The 19616-nt window shown below is 61.2% G+C and carries 15 protein-coding genes; 10 read left to right on the forward strand and 5 right to left on the reverse strand.

Going from position 1 to position 19616, the window contains the following annotated elements; all coding sequences use genetic code 11:
- Positions 1 to 123: 123 nt before the first annotated feature.
- The 8 genes from VIW95_RS02135 to VIW95_RS02170 all read left to right on the forward strand — a co-directional run bounded on the left by VIW95_RS02135 (position 124) and on the right by VIW95_RS02170 (position 12738).
- The gene (locus tag VIW95_RS02135) at positions 124 to 1794 is read left to right on the forward strand and encodes an APC family permease (RefSeq protein ID WP_331583554.1); all 1671 of its coding nucleotides are present in this window, start codon (positions 124 to 126) and stop codon (positions 1792 to 1794) included.
- Between the two features lie 120 nt (positions 1795 to 1914).
- Positions 1915 to 2742: a protein phosphatase 2C domain-containing protein gene (locus VIW95_RS02140; RefSeq protein ID WP_331583556.1), complete on the forward strand. Its 828-nt coding sequence runs from the start codon at positions 1915 to 1917 to the stop codon at positions 2740 to 2742.
- 87 nt (positions 2743 to 2829) lie between these two features.
- Positions 2830 to 3843, forward strand: coding sequence for a serine/threonine-protein kinase (locus tag VIW95_RS02145; RefSeq protein ID WP_331583558.1), 1014 nt, complete (start codon positions 2830 to 2832; stop codon positions 3841 to 3843).
- Positions 3840 to 5279, forward strand: coding sequence for an ammonium transporter (locus tag VIW95_RS02150; RefSeq protein WP_331583560.1), 1440 nt, complete (start codon positions 3840 to 3842; stop codon positions 5277 to 5279). Before VIW95_RS02145 ends, VIW95_RS02150 begins: the two co-directional genes overlap by 4 nt.
- Before the next feature lie 226 nt (positions 5280 to 5505).
- The gene (locus VIW95_RS02155; RefSeq protein ID WP_331583562.1) at positions 5506 to 6069 is read left to right on the forward strand and encodes an Lrp/AsnC family transcriptional regulator; all 564 of its coding nucleotides are present in this window, start codon (positions 5506 to 5508) and stop codon (positions 6067 to 6069) included.
- A gap of 17 nt (positions 6070 to 6086) precedes the next feature.
- Complete coding sequence (gltB, locus tag VIW95_RS02160) at positions 6087 to 10625, forward strand: glutamate synthase large subunit (RefSeq protein ID WP_331583565.1); 4539 nt, start codon at positions 6087 to 6089, stop codon at positions 10623 to 10625.
- 59 nt (positions 10626 to 10684) lie between these two features.
- Positions 10685 to 12130, forward strand: a complete 1446-nt coding sequence (locus VIW95_RS02165) for a glutamate synthase subunit beta (protein WP_331583567.1) — start codon at positions 10685 to 10687, stop codon at positions 12128 to 12130.
- Positions 12130 to 12738, forward strand: coding sequence for a glutathione S-transferase family protein (locus VIW95_RS02170; RefSeq protein WP_331583569.1), 609 nt, complete (start codon positions 12130 to 12132; stop codon positions 12736 to 12738). The genes VIW95_RS02165 and VIW95_RS02170 overlap by 1 nt, the downstream gene beginning before the upstream one ends.
- A 3-nt stretch (positions 12739 to 12741) precedes the next feature.
- On the opposite strand, the gene VIW95_RS02175 is transcribed toward VIW95_RS02170, so the two are convergent.
- The 4 genes from VIW95_RS02175 to VIW95_RS02190 are packed head-to-tail and all read right to left on the reverse strand — an operon-like array spanning position 12742 to position 17337.
- Positions 12742 to 13341, reverse strand: a complete 600-nt coding sequence (locus tag VIW95_RS02175) for a 2-hydroxychromene-2-carboxylate isomerase (protein WP_331583571.1) — start codon at positions 13339 to 13341, stop codon at positions 12742 to 12744.
- On the reverse strand, positions 13338 to 14615 hold the full coding sequence (locus VIW95_RS02180) for a (Fe-S)-binding protein (RefSeq protein WP_331583573.1): 1278 nt from the start codon (positions 14613 to 14615) through the stop codon (positions 13338 to 13340). The genes VIW95_RS02175 and VIW95_RS02180 overlap by 4 nt, the downstream gene beginning before the upstream one ends.
- Positions 14615 to 15886, reverse strand: coding sequence for an FAD-binding oxidoreductase (locus VIW95_RS02185; protein WP_331583575.1), 1272 nt, complete (start codon positions 15884 to 15886; stop codon positions 14615 to 14617). The genes VIW95_RS02180 and VIW95_RS02185 overlap by 1 nt, the downstream gene beginning before the upstream one ends.
- A gap of 17 nt (positions 15887 to 15903) precedes the next feature.
- Positions 15904 to 17337, reverse strand: a complete 1434-nt coding sequence (locus VIW95_RS02190) for an FAD-linked oxidase C-terminal domain-containing protein (RefSeq protein WP_331583577.1) — start codon at positions 17335 to 17337, stop codon at positions 15904 to 15906.
- Between the two features lie 153 nt (positions 17338 to 17490).
- On the opposite strand from VIW95_RS02190, the gene VIW95_RS02195 reads away from it, so the two are divergent.
- Entirely contained in the window at positions 17491 to 18711 is a 1221-nt protein-coding gene (locus VIW95_RS02195) for an alanine--glyoxylate aminotransferase family protein (protein WP_331583579.1), read from the forward strand.
- Entirely contained in the window at positions 18708 to 19316 is a 609-nt protein-coding gene (locus tag VIW95_RS02200) for a glutathione S-transferase family protein (protein WP_331583581.1), read from the forward strand. The genes VIW95_RS02195 and VIW95_RS02200 overlap by 4 nt, the downstream gene beginning before the upstream one ends.
- 45 nt (positions 19317 to 19361) lie before the next feature.
- Here VIW95_RS02200 and VIW95_RS02205 read toward each other — a convergent pair.
- Positions 19362 to 19616 (reverse strand): DNA gyrase C-terminal beta-propeller domain-containing protein (locus tag VIW95_RS02205; protein ID WP_331583583.1); only part of this gene is annotated, 255 nt, incomplete at its 5' end.

Below are 19616 nucleotides of genomic sequence, written 5' to 3' on the forward strand. Positions count from 1 at the left end.
CAAGATCTATTCGATTTTGAAATGGCACTTTTCCTGCTTTAGGCCTCCACATGCTCCCGCCCGTAACGGGAGCCATACGCGTGCGGCGGGCAACCACCTCCGCCGTAAATCGAAGGAGGCAAGATGGCTGAAGAACAGAAAAAGATGGTGCCGACCCTCGGCTTGACCGGAGTCACGGTCAACGCGATGGCGCTCATCGCCCCGGGAGCTTTCCTGTGGATTACATTTGTCCAACAGGCGGGTTACGCGTTTCCGTCGGGGATGGCAATGTGGGCCGGAATTTTCGTGGCGTTGATGCTCGCCTACGCCACGGCGCTTTCGTACTCAGAGCTGGCCAAACTTTATCCGGGCGCAGGCAGTTCGTATCTGTTCGCGGAACAGGCCTTCCTCAGCCGGACCAAGGCGTTCAAGTTTGCGCGTGTGGCGAAGTTCGTAATCGGATGGTCGTCGCATCTTTATTACTGGATGTATCCCGGCGTCATGGTCGCCACCATGGGCATCATGATCGGCTACATCTTCGGCACCATCGCGCCAGGAACGATGAACGCCGGAATCCCCGGTCCGGTTTTCATGGCGCTTATCGCGATCATCTTCGCGTACGCCGTTGCCTGGATCGCGTTCCAGGGCGTCAACGGTTCCACGATGGTCAATATCGCCATCAACGGAATCCAGATCGTTGCCCTGCTGTTTTTCTCCGCGCTGGCGATTGCTTACCGCGCCGCGCATCCTGCCGGCTCGATGGGTCTTGGCCTCGATGCGAATGGCAACACTGTCGCGGCAAAGTTGGGAGAATACGTCATAGCGGGCGACCATCCGTCGCACGCCAGCGCACTCTCGGTCATTCTGCCGCACAGGTTTGACTGGGTGATGCTGCAGGCGACGGTCGCGATTCTGCTGCTGGTCGGCTTCGAGTCGGTGACCTCACTCGGCGAGGAAGCGATCAACCCCAAGAAAGACATCCCGCGCGGCGTTCTGCTGTCGCTGACGATCCAGGGGCTGTTCTGCTACCTGATCGAATATTTCGCCGCCAACTATTTCCTGAACAGCGCATACAGTCTAGCGGAGGCCAAAGGCTCGGCGGCCCCCCTCGGCGACATGATGACAATTATCGGCAACGCGCTGCTCGGCGGACACGGCACGGCGTTCATGTTGATGGAAGCGCTGACTGTTTTCCTGGCGCTGATCGGCACGACGCTTTCCTGCATCAACACCGGCGCGCGCGTGACCTACGCGATGGGCCGCGACGAGGAAGTGCCCGAGCACTTCGGCTTGCTGCACGGCGAAAACCTGACCCCGCATCGCGCTATCTGGGTGCTCGCGACCATCTCTGCCGTACTGGGCGCATACGCTGCGCTGTTCTACTTCGCCGGCGGCTCGGCGCCTGATGACAAGACGATTGCGACTCTGCCGCACAATATGTGGTACGCGATGGGGATGAGTTCAAACGCGTCGCTGTCGGCGTTGCCCAACGGCTTGCTGCTGGTGACGCTGACGTCGAACTTCGGAACGTTCCTGCTCTACGGGTTGACGAACATTGTGTGTATCGTCGCCTACTCCGAGCGGCACGAGTTCCACGGCTTCAAGCACATGGTGGTGCCGATATTCGGCGCGATTGCGAACTTCGCCTGCCTCGCGTTCTACATCATCGGACCACTGGAGGGACTCGGCAGTGTGAAGGAACCGCTGATGGCGGTCGCTATCTCGGTGATTTGGGGCGTTTACGGCGCCTGGTACTTCATCCGCAATTCGAAGAAGAAGGGTAAGGAAACGATTCTCGTAACCAAGCCGGCCTGATCCCGAACGAGCTGGTCTGGCGAATAAATCCCTGGGGCGAGCCGCGAGCAATCGCGGCCCGCCCTTTGGCCGTTGAACGGACTTGACTCGCGAGCGTGTTAGCTGGGTAGTTCACTGCAAATGGATTCGCCGCCCTCCGCTCCTCCTTCGGTGGAGCAGGCTTTCGAGCTGGCGCTGTTGTCCGACGTCGGTACGACGCGCCCTGACAATGAAGACTCGTGTGGGCATTTCATCGAGAGTCCCGAGAGCGCGGTGTTCGCGGTTGCCGACGGCGTCGGCGGCTACGAAGGCGGCGAGGTCGCCAGCCGGATGGCGATCGACATCTTGCTCGAGGCGTACCGCGAGAGCCCGCCGGATTGGGGCGCCGCCAAGCGGCTCTATCGCGCGATCACGCGGGCCAACATCGGGATCCACGACAAGGCGCTGACCGTGCCGGAACTGTCGCGCATGGCCACTACCATGACCGCGGTCGCCGTCGAGAAAGGAATCCTGTCGGCGGTGCACATCGGAGATTGCCGGTTGCATTTGATTCGTCATAGCCAAATCTCGGTGGTCACCAAAGATCACACAATGGTCGCCGACAAGGTTCGGATGGGCGTAATGACGGCCGCGCGCGCCAAAACTCATCCCGAGCGCGGAATGCTCCTGCGCAGTCTCGGACGCGAGTTGATAGCTTCGATCGATCGAATCACGATGCCGCTGTTCGAGCGCGACCGGCTGATATTGTGCAGCGACGGACTATACAACACGCTCGAGGACAAGGAACTCGAATCGCTCTCGCGCGACGTTGACGCGGAGACTGCATGCCGCAAGCTGATCGATACCGCCAACCAGCGCGGCACGCACGATAACCTGACCTGCGCAGTCTTCAGAATGACCACGCACACGGGGCATACGCTGGCCACCGGCGGATGGCGCGAGCGCCTGCGCGGACTGTTCCGGAGATGATGCATTCGAGCGGCGACGTCCTCTTCCATTGCCGCGGCGCCGGATGTTAACGTCCGCTGACTCTTTCGTCCCGAGACGGTCCAGAAAATGCGCGAGGTCAGTGTCGGTGAAAACCTCGATCAGTACAAGTTGATCGAGGTGATCGCGCGCAGCGGGATGGCGTCGATCTTCAAGGCCATCGATCAAATCGACGGCAAGACCGTCGCCATCAAAGTCCCCTACATGCAGTTCGAGAGCGACGTGATCTTCTACGGCCGCTTTCAGCGCGAAGAGGAAGTTGGACGCCGCCTCGACCATCCCGGCATCGTCAAGGTCCTCACGCCCAGGAAAAAAAGTCGCATGTACATTGCGATGGAGTACATCGAGGGCGACTCGCTGCGATCAATGATGCGGGAACCCGGATTGCCGCAGGAAAGGGCGCTGGAACTCGCGCGGCAGTTGGCAGAGACGCTGGTGTACATGCACGGCGAAGGTGTCGTGCATCGCGATTTGAAGCCGGAAAACATCCTGGTGACGGCTGAAGGCCAGACCAAGATCATGGACTTCGGAATCGCACTCGACGAATCGGCGCGGCGCCTGACCTGGTCCGGGCTGTCGTCGACCATCGGCACTCCCGACTACATGGCGCCCGAACAGGTCAGCGGCCGGCGCGGCGATGTCCGCACGGACATCTATTCGCTGGGAGTGATTCTCTACGAAATGTTAACCGGCCACCTGCCGTACTCAGGCCCCAACGTTTACAACGTCATGCGCGCGAAGACCGCGGAAGATCCGCAGCCGCCATCCGCGTTCAAGCCCGATCTCGATCCGCATCTCGAGGAGATCGTGCTGCACGCGATCGAGCGCAACCCGCGCGACCGCTATGCGAGCGCAGGCCAGATGCTCGTGGACCTGCGCGACCCCGCTCAGGTCATTCCGCAGAATCGCGCGGAGCGCCTTCATCCGCGCAGCCTCGCGATGCAGAACATGCGCCGCCGGCTTGGTTACGTGCTGTTTTTTACGTCGCTCATCGGGGCTTTTTTGTTTTTGATCTGGCTCGCAAACCGTTACCCGGCGGCGAAGGGTCCTCCGCGCCGGTCATATCGAGGGCAGATGAGATGATGCCGAGACGATCGCAACTCGGATTGGCCGCGGCGATTTTTGCGGCACTGGCGCTGTTCTCGTTTCCGATGCTCGCAAGCGCGCAAACCGCCGCGTCATCGCCGCCGCTGGACAATTCGCTGAACCTCGCGTGGCTGCTGATCGCCGGTTTCCTCGTGATGTTCATGCAGCTCGGATTCGCGATGGTGGAGACGGGCTTCACGCGTTCGAAAAACGCGGTCAACACCATGGCGATGAATCTGATCATCTACCCGATCGGCATCATCGGTTTCTGGCTCACCGGTTACGGCTTCATGATGGGCGGCGTCGCGCACTGGCCGTCGCTCGGGATGGGCGCGATCGGTCATCACGAGTTATCGATCACGATCGGCGCACATTCGTACGGCATTCTCGGATTCAGCAAATTTGCGCTGCTCAACGTCAGCCGCGATCCCGCCAGCCTCGGCATGTTTCTGTTCTCGCTGGTGTTCATGGACACCGCCGCGACCATTCCGACCGGCGCGATGGCTGAACGGTGGAGGTTCAAAGCGTTCTTCATCTACGGACTGTTCATGTCGATGTTCCTGTACCCGCTGTACGGCAACTGGGTGTGGGGCGGAGGTTGGCTCTCGCAACTCGGCGTCAACCTGGGACTCGGCCACGGCCATCTGGATTTCGCCGGATCGTCGGTCGTGCACATGACCGGCGGAGTGACCGCGCTCGCCGGCGCGTACATGGTGGGTCCGCGCATTGGAAAATTCCGGCGCGACGGCGCGATCGGCGCGCTGCCGGGACACAACCTGCCGATGGCAGTCAGCGGAACTTTGATCCTCGCGTTCGGATGGTTCGGCTTCAACTGCGGCTCAACGCTCGCTGCGTCCGATCCGCGAATCGCGATCATCGCGGTGAACACGATGCTCTCATCGGCGGCCGGCGCGCTCGCGTCACTGCTCTACCTGTGGCATCGCTACAACAAGCCCGACATCGCGATGGCCAGTAACGGGCTGCTGGGCGGACTCGTCGCGATCACAGCGCCGTGTGCGTTTGTAACGCCTGCGGCGGCGGTCTTGATCGGCACAGTAGCGGGTCTGCTGGTCGTGTGGGCGGTGCTGGAACTCGAGCGCCGCTATCGAATCGACGATCCGGTCGGCGCGATCGCCGTCCACGGGGTGTGCGGAATATGGGGCGCGCTCGCGCTCGGCCTGCTCGCCGACGGCACCTACGGCGATGGATGGAACGGCGTCGCAGGACCGGTGACCGGCTTGCTCTACGGCGACGTGGGCCAATTTTTCGCGCAACTGATCGGTGTTTCTGTGAACATCGTGGTGGTCTTCGGTCTGTCGATGCTGTTCTTCAAAATCGTCGAGCGCACGATCGGCAATCGCGTGCTGGTGGAAGTGGAATGGTCGGGGCTCGATGCGTTAGAGATGGGAAGCGACGCTTACCCGCATTCGTAGAACACGTCTGCGGTTAGGCGCAAACGGCGCATCGCCTGAGCGATCGGGGCTCCAGCCTCATATCGCAATATAGGTAAGCGGGTGATCATGCTTCCGACCTGCATTTCGTCGGCGCGCGCCTTGTTGACCTGAACAAACCAATGTTTTATTATATAGCCACCTTATAAACACTTGACACAATTTTGCTTTCCTTCTATCTTTATCGCCACTCGACGAGGATAACCTTATGAAATTCGGCGGAGATTCTCCCGAACTCGACGCTATTGACCTGCAGATTATCGCCCTGCTGCAGGAACACGGCAGGATTCCGCTCGTCAAACTTGGAGAGCAAGTCGGGCTTTCGGCGCCTTCGATCAACGAGCGCGTCAAGAAACTGGAAGACGGCGGCGTCATCATCGGCTATCACGCCACCGTTGACGCGACGCGCCTCGGCAAGGACGTCACTGCATTTATCGGCGTGTCGATCGCGCATCCGAAAACCATATCGCTGTTCGAGGAATCCGTCGCGTTGCTCGACGACGTTCTCGAATGTCATCACGTCACCGGCCAGCACACGCTCATGATGAAAGTCAAAACCGAGAACACTTCGTCGCTCGAGCGGCTCATCAGTGCGATCCGCTCGATCGAGGGAGTGGCGCGGACGGAGACGATGGTAGTGCTGTCGACGCATACCGAGCGCGGATTGATTTCGCCGCACACCAATGGCGACTCGAGCGAGCCGACCAACGGCCGGCGCCATCGTCATGCCTCCGCGAAATCTGCGCCCCCGGATCCAAGGCGAGTGTCATGATGCATAACTACCGAAGCATGCCGAAAAAGCAGGGCCTCTACGATCCCGCGCATGAGCACGACGCGTGCGGCGTCGGCTTCGTCGTCAATATCAAGGGCGAGCGCTCGCACGACATTGTGGCCAAGGGCCTGCAGGTGCTCGACAACCTGACGCATCGCGGCGCTTGCGGATGCGATCCGCGCACGGGCGATGGCGCTGGAATCCTGTCGCAGATTCCGCACGAGTTTTTCGCGAACGAAGCGACGCGGCTGGGATTCAAACTGCCCGCGGCCGGCGAATACGGTGTCGGCCAGGTTTTTTTTCCAGTGGACGCGGTGAAGCGGAAGGAGTGCGAGGACGCATTCGAGAGAATCGTGAATGAGGAAGGGCAGCGGCTGCTCGGGTGGCGCGACGTGCCGGTGGTGGAATCCGCGTGCGGCGATATCGCGCGCCGTGGGATGCCGGCGATCCGGCAAGTCTTCATCGCGTTCAGTCCGGAAGTGAAGGGCGTCGAGGCGATCGAGCGCAAGCTGTACGTGATTCGCAAGCGCGCTATGACCGAAGCGGAGAGACTCGGCCTCTTCGATCCCGAACTATTTTATTTCTGCAGCCTCTCGGCACTGACCGTCGTTTATAAGGGTCAATTGATCTCGACGCAGCTACCGCAGTTCTTCCCCGATTTACTCAACGACGCGTTCAAGTCTGCGCTCGCGATGGTGCATCAGCGCTTCTCCACCAACACTTTCCCGAGCTGGGACCGCGCGCATCCGTACCGCTTCATGTCGCACAACGGCGAGATCAACACGCTGCGCGGCAATATCAACTGGATGGTCGCGCGCGAGAAACTCTTCTCGTCGCCGCTGTTCGGCGACGACATCAAGAAGCTGCTGCCCATAGTCGAGCCCAACGGCAGCGACTCGGCGACCTTCGACAACTGCCTCGAGCTGCTGATTCGCACCGGCCGTTCGATCCCGCACGCCGTGATGATGATGATTCCGGAAGCGTGGCAGAACGATCGGCAGATGAGCGACAGCAAGCGCGCATTCTACGATTTTCATTCGTGCATGATGGAGCCGTGGGACGGCCCCGCGTCGATCGCGTTCACCGACGGAATCAGAATCGGCGCGGTGCTCGATCGCAACGGCCTGCGTCCATCGCGCTATACAGTGACCAAGGACGGGCTGGTCGTGATGGCGTCGGAAACCGGAGTGCTCGACATCGCGCCGGAAAACGTCGCGCACAAAGGGCGCCTGCAGCCGGGCAGAATGTTTCTCATCGATACCGCGCTCGGCAGAATCGTGCAGGACGAAGAGATCAAGGAGTCGATGGCGGCGCGGCAGCCGTATCGCGAATGGCTGGACAGCAGCCTCGTCACACTCGAGTCGCTTCCCGAGGCAAGTGGCGCCCCCGCGGTTGACTACTTCGAGGGCGACGAGTTGCTCAAGCAACAGCAGTCGTTCGGCTATACGATCGAGGATCTCAAAATGATTCTCGCGCCGATGGCGACGAACGGGCAGGAGCCGGTTGGCTCGATGGGTACCGACACTCCGCTCGCGGTGCTCTCGAACAAACCTCAGCCACTCTACAACTACTTCAAGCAGTTGTTCGCGCAGGTGACGAATCCGCCGATCGATCCGATTCGCGAGGAGCTGGTGACCTCGACCGAGACGACGATTGGGGCCGAAGATAATCTGTTCGAGGAATCGGCGCGTCATTGCCGTCAGCTCCAACTCAAGCAGCCGATTCTCACCAACGAAGAACTCGAAAGGATCAAACGGCTGGACATCGAGGGCCTGCGTACCGTCACGCTGCCGACGCTGTACCGCGTGGCGGACGGTGAAGCCGGACTTCGCGCTGCGCTCGACACCCTTTGCAGAAGGGCCTCCGACGCGATCGAATCCGGCTACACGATAATCGTGCTGTCGGATCGTGGCGTGAACGCGGACCAGGCCGCGATCCCCGCTCTGCTCGCGACGGGCGCCGTGCATCATCATCTGATTCGCGAAGGCACTCGCACGCGCGCCGGGATCGTCGTCGAGTCGGGAGAACCGCGCGAGGCGATGCATTTTTGTCTCCTGGTCGGTTACGGCGCAGGCGCCGTGAACCCGTACCTCGCGTACGCGACGATGGCCGGGATGATTCGCGACGGCCAGCTCCGCGACATCGACGAAGACACCGCGGTTCACAACTTCGTCAAAGCCGTTGGCAAGAGCATCACGAAAGTCGCGTCGAAGATGGGGATCTCGACGACGCAGAGCTATCGCGGCGCGCAGATTTTCGAGGCGATCGGATTGGCCGAAGACGTGATCGACAAGTACTTCACCTGGACGCCGTCGCGAGTGGCCGGCGTCGGCCTCGACGCGATCGCGCGCGAGACCGCAGAGCGTCACACCTACGCGTTCAAGGTGGCGGTGAATCTCGACGGCGATCTCGACGTGGGCGGTCAGTACCAGTGGCGCCGCGCCGGCGAGTTCCACATGTACAACCCGAACACGATCGCGCGTTTGCAGCATTCAGTGCGCTCGGGAAATTTCCGGCTGTTCAAGGAATACACAAAGGCTGTTGACGAGCAGAGTCGGTCGCTCGCCACGCTCCGCTCGTTGCTCAAATTCAATTCCAGCCGGCCCCCTGTGCCGCTCGAGCAAGTCGAGCCCGCCAGCGAGATCGTCAAGCGCTTCAAAACCGGCGCGATGTCGTTCGGATCGATCGGCAAGGAGGCGCACGAAAATCTCGCCATCGCGATGAACCGCATCGGCGGCAAGAGCAACACCGGCGAAGGCGGCGAGGATCCCGCGCGATTCGTGCGCGATGCCAACGGCGACTTCCGCCGCAGCGCGATCAAGCAGGTCGCGTCGGCGCGCTTCGGCGTCACCAGTCATTACCTGGTCAACGCCGACGAACTGCAGATCAAGATGGCGCAAGGCGCGAAACCGGGAGAGGGCGGCCAGCTTCCCGGCCACAAGGTTGACGACTTCATTGCGAAGATTCGCTACTCGACACCGGGCGTGGGATTGATCTCTCCGCCGCCGCATCACGACATCTATTCGATCGAAGATCTCGCGCAGCTCATTCACGATCTGAAAAATTCCAACAATCGCGCGCGCATCAGCGTCAAGCTGGTCGCCGAGGTCGGCGTCGGCACGATCGCCGCCGGAGTGGCGAAAGCCAAAGCGGACGTCGTGCTGATCAGCGGTTACGACGGCGGCACCGGCGCATCGCCGCTACAATCGATCAAGCACGCGGGAATTCCGTGGGAGCTTGGACTGGCCGAGACGCAGCAAACCCTCGTGATGAACGGCCTGCGCGGACGAATCCACGTCGAGACCGATGGCCAGCTCAAGACCGGCCGTGACGTCGCGGTCGCCGCGCTCCTCGGCGCCGAGGAATTCGGTTTCGCGAGCGCCGCGCTCGTCGCCTCGGGATGCATCATGATGCGCGTCTGCCATCTCAACACTTGCCCTGTCGGCATCGCCACGCAGGATCCAGTGCTGCGCGAGAAGTTCTCGGGCAAACCCGAGCACGTCGTGAATTTCATGATGTTCATCGCGGACGAACTGCGCGAATACATGGCGCAGTTGGGCTTCCGCACGCTTGCTGAAATGGTCGGCCACGTCGAATGCCTCGATGCCAACGAAGCGATAGCTCATTGGAAAGCGCGCAACGTCGATCTGGCCAATATTCTTCGACGTCCCGACGTCGGCCCGGACGAGCCGCTGCATTGTATAGAGCTACAGGATCACGGCCTCGACAAGGCGCTCGACAACCAGATCATTGAGCTCGCAAAGGATGCGCTCGAGCATCGCAAACCGGTCGAAATTCATCTGCCCATCCGCAACGTGAACCGAACCGTCAGCACGATGCTGTCGGCGGAGGTGTCGCGGCGCTTTGGCGCGGAGGGATTGCCGCCATACACGGTTCAAATTCATCTGAACGGCTCGGCGGGTCAGAGTTTCGGCGCGTGGCTCGCGCCGGGAATCGCGCTCCATCTCGAGGGCGATGCGAACGACTACTGCGGAAAGGGGCTGTCGGGTGGTTTCATATCAGTGCGCCCGCCAAAGGAAGCGACGTTCAAGGCCGAGGACAACATCATTATCGGCAACGTCGCGCTGTACGGCGCGACCGGCGGCGAAGCGTTCTTTCGCGGCGTCGCCGGCGAGCGATTCGCGGTGCGCAACAGCGGTGCGCATGCCGTCGTCGAGGGCGTCGGCGACCATGGATGCGAATACATGACGCGCGGGTTGGTCGTGGTGCTCGGCAAGACCGGCCGCAACTTCGCGGCCGGGATGAGCGGGGGAGTTGCCTACGTGCTCGACGAAGACGGCTCGTTCGCCTCGCGTTGCAATCCTGGGATGGTCGAGTTGGGTCCAATCGACAGCCAGGACGAACTCAAGCAGTTGCACGCGCTGATAGTGCGGCATGGGCAGTACACCCAGAGCGAGGTCGCGCGGCGAATCCTCGACAAATGGGACGAGTACACGAGGAAATTTGTGAGAGTATTGCCGACTGAATATCGGATGGTGCTCGAACGGCAGCACCTCAACATGGATTCCGACCTCGCGCGGTTGGCCGCGGTTTAGCCGAGTGAGTAATCGACTGACTAATCAAGACTGACCTGAATCGGGAGAGCACGGCTTCGATGGGCAAGATCACGGGCTTCATGGAGATTAAGCGCGAGATTCCTTCGCGGCGTCCGGTCGGCGAACGCCTGAAGGACTGGCGCGAGTTCGATCTCAAGATGCCCGAGGACAAGTTGCGCGCCCAGGGTGCCCGGTGCATGGATTGCGGAATCCCCTTCTGCCACAAGGGATGCCCGCTCGGCAACATCATTCCCGACTGGAACGATCTCATCTACCGCGGCAGGTGGCGCGAGGCGATCGACCGTCTGCACGCGACCAACAATTTTCCGGAATTCACCGGCAGGATTTGTCCCGCCCCATGTGAAGAAGCCTGCGTCCTCAACATCAACAACGATCCCGTCACGATCAAACTGATCGAGAAAAACATTATCGATCATGCGTGGGCGGAAAAATGGATCAAGCCGCTGCCGCCCGCGCGCAAATCGGGCAAACGCGTCGCGGTCGTCGGCTCGGGACCGGCAGGCCTGGCCTGCGCGCAGCAACTCACCCGCGCCGGACATTCGGTGACGCTTTACGAGCGGTCGGATCGTGTCGGCGGATTGCTCACTTACGGAATTCCGGACTTCAAGCTGGAAAAGTGGATCGTGAATCGGCGCGTCGAGCAGATGAAGGCCGAGGGGCTCGAAATTGTCACCAACTGCCGCGTCGGAATCGATATCCATGCCGACGAAATGCGCTCGAAGTACGACGCAATCGCGCTCACAATGGGCGCGACCAAACCGCGCGACCTGCAGATTCCCGGACGCGAGCTCAAGGGAATCCATTTCGCGATGGATTTCCTGCCACAGCAGAACAAGCGCAACTTCGGCGACGCACTCGAGCCGGCCTCCGAGATCACCGCGAACGGAAAGCGCGTCGTAATACTCGGCGGCGGCGATACAGGCTCAGATTGCCTCGGCACGTCGAATCGCCAGGGCGCAATTGTCGTGCATCAGTTCGAATTGCTTCCGATGCCGCCGGAGAAACGCACCGATGACATGCCGTGGCCCGACTGGCCGATGATCATGCGCACCTCGAGCTCGCACGAAGAGGGTGTGCAGCGCGACTGGAGCGTGAACACGAGCAGGTTCTCCGGCGAAAACGGCGCGGTGAAAAAGCTTCACGGCGTGCGCCTCAACTGGAAGCCGGACAACGGCCGCATGGTGATGGAACAAATTCAGGGCACCGATTTCGAAATCGAGTGCGACCTCGTGCTGCTCGCGCTTGGATTTCTCGGCCCCGAGCCCGACGGCATAATCTCGGAGCTCGGACTCAAGCTCGATCCGCGGAGCAACGTGCAGTGTGAGAACTACATGTCGAGCGTGCCAGGAGTTTTCGCGGCCGGGGACACGCGTCGCGGACAATCGCTGGTGGTGTGGGCGATATGGGAGGGACGCGAAGCCGCGCGCGCGGTCGACGCCTATCTGATGGGCGAGACGTTCCTGCCTTCGAGTCCCGAACTCTGATGATTCGCCTGTACGACTATCTGATATCAGGTAACGGCTACAAAGTTCGCCTCCTGCTGACCCAGCTTGCGATTCCGTTCGAGCGGATCGAGCTCAACATCACGAAGGGCGAGACCCGCACGCCGGAATTTCTGCGCAAATTTCCGAACGGCAGAATACCCGCCGTCGAACTGGACGATGGCGAACTGCTGTTCGAGTCGAACGCGATCATCGCCTACTTTGCGGAGGGCACGCCGTTCATGCCGGTCGATCGTTTCCAGCGCGCGCAGGTTCTTCAGTGGCTCTTTTTCGAACAGTACAGTCACGAACCATACATCGCGAGCGTCCGCTACCTGGTGATGCATCCCGACGTGGCGGATCCTCGTCGCGCGATCGTCGACACCATGATGCGTCCGCGCGGATATGACGCGCTCGGGGTGATGGAAGGGCATCTGAAGTCGCGCGACTGGTTCGTCGGCGACAGTTACTCGATCGCCGACATCGCGCTCTATGCTTACACGCATGTCGCCGAAGAAGGCGGCTTCCAGCTGGGCGACTATCCGGCGACTAGGGCGTGGCTCGAACGCGTGAAATCCCAGCCTCGGAATATTCCGATCACTCAGAGCTGAATTTCAGCGACGAAGGCCCTGCGCGTCGAGTTTGCGGATCACCCACTCGATTCGATCCTCGCCCCAGAACGGTTCGCCGCCTACGATGAAGGTCGGCACACCGAAGACCTTGTCGCAATCAGCCTCGGCGAAGCATGCCTCCAGATCGGCATGCGCTTCAATGTCGGCATAGCGGACAAATTCGGCGGAATCGAGACCGACTTCGGCGACGATCGCTGAAATCGCGTCGCGACTTTCCACATCGAGCTCCTGTTTCCAGAATCGATCGAACACCCGATCGGAGTAGGGCCGGAACTGTTCTTTCTTTGCCGCGTAGAGGCCGCCATAGAATGCAAGGCGCGCGCTGAAAATCTTCTTCGGTGGATAGATGACGAGACCGCGCTCCTTCGCGATTCGACGCGCATCGATGTAAAGATAGCGAACCTTGCGCCGATCAGCGTCTTCACGATCGAGCGGCCCGTAAACTTTTCGGATGTTCACGCCGTAAGGAATGAAACGCACGCGCACGCGATGCGACAGTTCAAGGTCGCAGGCGGGTTGCATCGCGAGGTACGAGTACGGACTCGTATATGCGAAGTACAACTTGATTTCGGAGAGCGTCATTGGGACGCGATGGCGAGAAAGTCCGCCAGATGGACGACTTTGATTTTCGATCCGCGCCGGCGAAGTTCGGCGGCGATCTGAAACTCGCATCCGGGGTTTGCCAGCACAACGTATTCGGCATTTGTCGCCACGATGTTGTCGGCTTTCCGCCGCGCCAGTTCGCGCGCCATTGCCGGCTCAGTCAAATTGTAGGAGCCGGCCGAGCCGCAGCAGAGATCGGACTCCGGCATCTCGACGATCTCGACGCCCGGAATCGAAGCGAGTAATTTGCGCGGTGCTTCGCGCACGCCGAGTCCGTGCGCGAGGTGACAAGCGTCGTGATAGGTGACGCGGCATCGAAATTCGCGCTTTGGATTTGCCGGCGCGTCGAGCAGCAAAGCACTCAAGTCCCGGACTCTGGAGGAAACCGCGCGCGCATCTTCGGAGAATTCCGGTTCGTCCTTGAGCAGTTCACCGTATTCGGCGATTGCCACCGAACATCCCGACGCCGCCGATACTATTGCGTCTGCGCCGGAATTCTTCAGCGCGCGAACATTGGTGCGGGCGAAATTGCCGGCACGCGCGGCGTTACCCGAATGCAGATCGAGCGCGCCACAGCATGAGGTCGGTTCGATCTGTACGACGCGATATCCCGCGGCAGCCAGCAGACGCTCAGTGTTCAGGTTTTCCGAATTCGCGACCACTTGCGTGACGCATCCGTGATGCACGACGACCGTGGATGCGTCCGCGCGAGGTGCGATCGTTGTTCCGCTGGCGAGCGGGCGCGAGCCGGGTTCAAGCGGTGGAAGAAGATCCAGCCAATCGCGAATCGTACGCGGCATGACGGCTCTCAGAGCGGACCTCAAGCCCAGACACTCGACCAGCTTCAACGGTGCGAGCAGCGTTTGGAGACGATTTGGGTACGGGAAAATCGCACTGACGGCGCCTCGCTTTACTCGATCGACGAGCCCGCGGCGATGCTCCTGCTCGACGAACGCGCGCGCGCCTTCGATCAGGCGGCCGTAGTGAACGCCGGACGGGCAGGCGGTCTCGCATCCGCGGCATCCGAGGCACAGATCGAGATGGCGCGCGGCATCGTCAGCGAGCTCGATACGACCTTCGGCAAGCGACTTCATCAGATAGATTCGCCCGCGCGGCGAGTCCATCTCGCATCGCGTCACAATGTAGGTGGGACACGCCTCGGCGCAGAGCCCGCAATGAACGCAGTCGAACAGCAATTCGTAGTCGCAGACATCGCGAACCGGATTCGATGAGGTGACGCTCGGCTCGGCCATCAGATGCCTCCGACGAAGCATCCGGGGTTGAAGATGCCGGCCGGGTCGAAGGCGGCCTTTAGCCGGCGCATGAGCGATAGCGCGCCGGCGTTGGGAGTGTCGAAAACTTCCAGCGAATCACGAATCGCAGGCGTGGCGGCGAGCAGGCGAAGAGTACCGCGCGCCGAGTGCGCGGCTTCACGCCATCGCGCGACTGTCTTGACCGCGCGTTCGGCAGAAGGTTCATCGGCCAGCAGAATCTGGGCGACGCCGGAGCCGGCGTGGGCGCGAAATTCAATATCGTCGCCACATGCTTCAAGCGCGCGTCCGAGATGCGCAAGTGGAACCGCGATTTGCGCGGCCAGCGGAGCCGAGCGAAAATCGAGATCGCGCAACAACCCGTAACTCCTGAGAGCGGCTTCGTCGTCGAGAATCTCGCCGCGAGGACCTACCAAATCGCGAATGCGTTCCGCCTGGTAGCCGATCTCGAGTGGACTTCCGGAGAAACCGGCCAGCAGAAGAAACTGCAAGGTAGAATTGAAGCGCCTTGCGAAAGATGGACTTAGTATATCGAGATTACTCAGTGGCAGTGCGTCGTTGACTATGCGCGCGGCGGCGAACGCATCTGCGGCGCGTGCACAAGGAATCACGGCGACCCAGTATTCAGCGGGAACCGGCCGCACTTTGAACGTCACCTCAGTTACTATTCCAAGCGTACCGAACGAACCGCCCATCAGCTTCATCAAATCATAACCGGCGACGTTTTTGACCACGCGGCCGCCGCCGTGAACGAGGTTGCCGCCGTGACCGACGAAGCGAACGCCGATCAGCAGGTCGCGCGAGGTGCCCTCCGAGAGACGCAGAGGCCCGGAATGTGCGGCGCAGACCAGCGATCCGAGAGTTGTCACCGAGGGGTTGCAAGGATCGACGGGAAGCCGCTGGCGCGCAGACCCCATCGCGGTATTGAGCGCGCCGACTGTGATCCCCGACTCCGCAACAATCGTCATGTCGTCGGGTTCGTAGGCGACAATTCGCGCGAGGCGTGCCATCGAGATGCCGAGTGCGACGGGCGAAGGGCGAATCACGGCGAGCGAGCGCGCCGCGCCCATAGGAGCCAGCGCGATTCGATCCGCTTCGCACATCCGGACCAGCTCGCAAATTTCCTCGACCGACCCGGGCTCGACGATCGTATCCGCGGCGCGCGCCTCGCTATTGGTTGGCGCGCGTACATGGCCGGTCCCAACGATCGAGTCGAGCCGGTTCGCGAGATTTGAGGATGTAGTGACGGCCACGATTTCCGTTGCGGCGACTAGATCGGTACCTGGCGGCGCGGCGCGGCAACCTCGACGCATGTGCCCGGCTGCGGAATCACTTTGCCGGGATTCGATCGCTCGAGTGGATCGAACACGTGACGCAACTCGGTCATGACGCGAAGATCGTCGGGCGAGAACATCAGCGCCATCTCCCCAATCTTCTCGACGCCGATTCCGTGCTCGCCCGTAAGGCTGCCGCCCATCTCGATGCAGGCTTTGAGGATTTCGCGGCCGGCCTCGATTGCCCGGCGGACCTGATCGGGCTCGCGCTCATCGTAAAGAATGATCGGATGCAAATTTCCGTCGCCGGCATGGAACACGTTGCCTATGCGCAAGTCGTAGCGGCGGCTGACGTCGGCGATCACGCGGAGAATCCGCGGCAGGCAGGTTCGCGGCACGACGCCATCCTGCGTCGCGTAGTTCGGCGCGAGGCGGCCGACCGCTCCGAAAGCCCGTTTGCGTGCCTTCCACAACAGCGCGCGCTCCGCTTCGTCACGCGCGAGCCTTATGCTCGACGCGCCCGCCGCCAGCGCCGTCTTCGTTACCTCGTCTGCATGCGAGGTCAAGCCGGCCTCAAGCCCTTCGAGTTCGATGATGAGCACCGCGCCCGCGTCGAGTGGGAGGCCGACGTTGAACGCCTGTTCGACGGCTTGAATGATCAGCTGGTCCATCATTTCGAGCGCGGCCGGCACAATCCCCGAGGCGATTATCTTCGACACTGCGTGCGTCGCGGTGTCGGCGTCGGGAAACGTGGCGAGGAGCGTGCGATGGTTCTCGGGCTCGCGCATCAGCTTGAGCGTTGCGCGCGTGACGATTCCGGTGGTGCCCTCCGCGCCGACGACCGCGCCGACCAGGTCGTAGCCGCATCGCTCTTCGGTAGGATCACCAAGCTCGACGACGTCGCCCTCCGGCAGGACCAGCTCGAGGGCCAGCACGTGATTGGTGGTCACCCCGTATTTCAAGGTGTGCGGCCCGCCGGAATTTTCCGCGATGTTGCCGCCGATCGTGCATGCGACTTGCGACGAAGGATCGGGCGCGTAGAAAAATCCTTTTGCCTTGACCGCATTGGTGATGTGCAGGTTGACGACGCCACTTTCGGCCACGACGCGCCGATTGTCGAGATCAATTTCGACAATCCGGTTCATCTTCGACGTGCAGATCATCGCGGGCGCGTTCAGCGGGAGGCATCCCCCGGAGAGACCGGTGCCCGCGCCGCGCGGAACGAAAGCAACGCCGCGGCGGTGCAGCGCGGCGAGGATGGCGCTCAACTGCGAAGTCGAGCGCGGGAGCAACAGCACATCTGGGATACTCTTCTCGACGGTCCAACCATCGCACTCGTAAACTTTCAGCTCGGTCGCGCGCGAGACAATTCCGCCATCGCCAAGAATTTCGCGAAGCTCGTCGAGAAGTTTGCGGTCGATGCTACTCATTTCTATTGCCCGCGCGTTCAATCCTGCACTGTACCACGAGCAACGCTTTTGCGGTTGATCCTTCGCGGTCATAATAGCAAGGTTCGATTTGTTTTCAGGAAAGCGATACCGAGTCGGATTACCGTTTCCGGCGCAGTTGAAGGAGAAAAGAAGGTGGCGGAATCATTTCCAGAACTCAGGCCTGCGGCGCGGATTCTGCTCGGTCCAGGGCCGTCAAACGTAAATCCGCGCGTGATGAAAGCGATGGCGTCGCCGGTGGTCGGGCACCTCGATCCGGATTTTCTGAAGGTCATGGAGAATATCAAGAAACTCCTCCGCATCGTGTTCCGCACCACCAATGAGATCACCTTTCCCGTCTCCGGCACAGGCTCGGCGGGGATGGAAACCGTGATGGCGAATCTGCTCGAGGACGGCGACGAGGTCGTGGTCGGCGTCAACGGCGCGTTTGGCACCCGGATGGCGGAAGTTGCGTCGCGGCAAGGCGCAAAGGTTCACAAGGTCGAGGCGGAGTGGGGAACGATCGTCGAGCCAGCGAAAGTCGCGGCAGCGTTGAAGGCGGCGAAGAATCCGAAACTGGTCGCGGTCGTTCACGCCGAGACCTCGACCGGGATACATCAACCGATCGAAGAGATTGCCGAGATGGCGCATCGCCACGGCGCGATGATCGCAATCGACGCAGTGACGTCACTCGCATGCGTGCCGGTCGAGATTGATAAGTGGGGAATCGACGCGTGTTACAGCTGCACGCAGAAAGGAATCGGCGCGCCGCCGGGGCTTTCACCGGTGACGTTCAGCGAGCGCGCGATGGACTCGGTGCGCAAGCGCAAAACGAAGTGCCGCTCGTGGTACTTCGACGTCGCGTTAATCGAGCAGTATTGGGGGCCGGACCGGCTGTATCACCACACGGCGCCGATCACGATGAACTACGCGCTCTACGAGGCGCTGCGAATCGTCGTCGAAGACGGGCTGGAAGCGCGATGGCGGCGGCATCGTGTCAACGCGGCTGCGTTCCAGGCGGGAGTGCGAGCTATGGGTCTGCAGCTTGCCGCGCAGGAAGGATACCGGCTGCCTCAGCTCACGACGATCGCTGTACCGGCGGGAATCGACGATATGAAGGTGCGCTCGGAACTACTGCGACTGTTCAATATGGAGATCGCGGCCGGGCTTGGACCGCTCAAGGGCAAGATCTGGCGCGTCGGCCTGATGGGAGAAGGCTCGCGGCGCGAAAATGTGATGCTGGCGCTGAACGCGCTGGAAGAAATCCTCGGTTCGATGGGATTCGAGATCGCGCGGGGCAGGGCGCTGACCGCTGCCGATGATGCTTACAGTGCCGAGGGGACGGGGGCAGGAGAACCGCCCGCGGAAGCCTCATGAAGATGTACGACTTCACGCTCGCGCCGAGTCCGCGGCGAGTGAGGATCTTCCTCGCGGAGAAGGGGATCGACCTCGAGTTGGTGCAAGTCGATATCATGCGCAATGCGAATCGCACACCGGAGTTCTACAACAAGAACCCGTCCGGCTCACTGCCGATTCTCGAACTTGACGACGGCAGTTGTCTCTCGGAGAGCGTCGCGATTTGCCGTTACTTCGAAGAGATCCAGCCGGCGCCGCCGCTGTTTGGCGTTGGCGCGCGCGAAAAAGCTCTGGTCGAGATGTGGAATCGCAGAATCGAGCTGGAAATCTTCGCGCCCGTCGGACACGTATGGTCGCACCTGAGCAAGGTCGCAGAAGGCCGCGGGCGGCGGATCCCCGAATTCGGCGAGATTCAGAAGCGTGCGGCGATCGAGCGCATCGCGTGGCTCGATGCGGAGCTGAACAATCGAGAATTCATCGCGGACAACCGATACTCCATCGCGGATATCACAACACTATGCATGATCGACTTCGCGCGGACCGTAGATATCCGGATTCAGCCCGAACAGACGAACCTGGCTCGGTGGTATAGTAAAGTGTCTTCGCGGCCCAGCGCGAAGGCATAGTCAGTTACTATTAGTCTGACTATTTGCCAATAGTTAGTGGACTAGCTACTCGTCCGATTCTTCCGCGTCACCGGCGCCATTGGAACCGTTGCCGTTAGTGTCATCCTCGTCGCGTTCGGCCATCCCCGCTACAGCGCGAACCCGTTCGCCGCCCTCGAGCCGCACCATGTGAACGCCCTGCGCGTTGCGGCCGGTGATGCGCACGCCCTTGACCGCCAACCGGATCACCTTGCCACCGTCGGTTATCAGCATCACCTGGTCGTCGATTCCGACCTGGCGGACGCTAATCACCTTGCCAGT

Origin of the sequence: Binatus sp. (SeqCode), assembly GCF_036522015.1 — a bacterium.
Lineage (GTDB): Bacteria > Desulfobacterota > Binatia > Binatales > Binataceae > Binatus.

Coding starts and splice junctions, on each gene's coding strand:
- VIW95_RS02135 (WP_331583554.1), top strand. CDS start 124: ATGGCTGAAGAACAGAAAAAGATGGTGCCGACCCTCGGCTTGACCGGA.
- VIW95_RS02140 (WP_331583556.1), top strand. CDS start 1,915: ATGGATTCGCCGCCCTCCGCTCCTCCTTCGGTGGAGCAGGCTTTCGAG.
- VIW95_RS02145 (WP_331583558.1), top strand. CDS start 2,830: ATGCGCGAGGTCAGTGTCGGTGAAAACCTCGATCAGTACAAGTTGATC.
- VIW95_RS02150 (WP_331583560.1), top strand. CDS start 3,840: ATGATGCCGAGACGATCGCAACTCGGATTGGCCGCGGCGATTTTTGCG.
- VIW95_RS02155 (WP_331583562.1), top strand. CDS start 5,506: ATGAAATTCGGCGGAGATTCTCCCGAACTCGACGCTATTGACCTGCAG.
- gltB (WP_331583565.1), top strand. CDS start 6,087: ATGCCGAAAAAGCAGGGCCTCTACGATCCCGCGCATGAGCACGACGCG.
- VIW95_RS02165 (WP_331583567.1), top strand. CDS start 10,685: ATGGGCAAGATCACGGGCTTCATGGAGATTAAGCGCGAGATTCCTTCG.
- VIW95_RS02170 (WP_331583569.1), top strand. CDS start 12,130: ATGATTCGCCTGTACGACTATCTGATATCAGGTAACGGCTACAAAGTT.
- VIW95_RS02175 (WP_331583571.1), bottom strand. CDS start 13,341: ATGACGCTCTCCGAAATCAAGTTGTACTTCGCATATACGAGTCCGTAC.
- VIW95_RS02180 (WP_331583573.1), bottom strand. CDS start 14,615: ATGGCCGAGCCGAGCGTCACCTCATCGAATCCGGTTCGCGATGTCTGC.
- VIW95_RS02190 (WP_331583577.1), bottom strand. CDS start 17,337: ATGAGTAGCATCGACCGCAAACTTCTCGACGAGCTTCGCGAAATTCTT.
- VIW95_RS02200 (WP_331583581.1), top strand. CDS start 18,708: ATGAAGATGTACGACTTCACGCTCGCGCCGAGTCCGCGGCGAGTGAGG.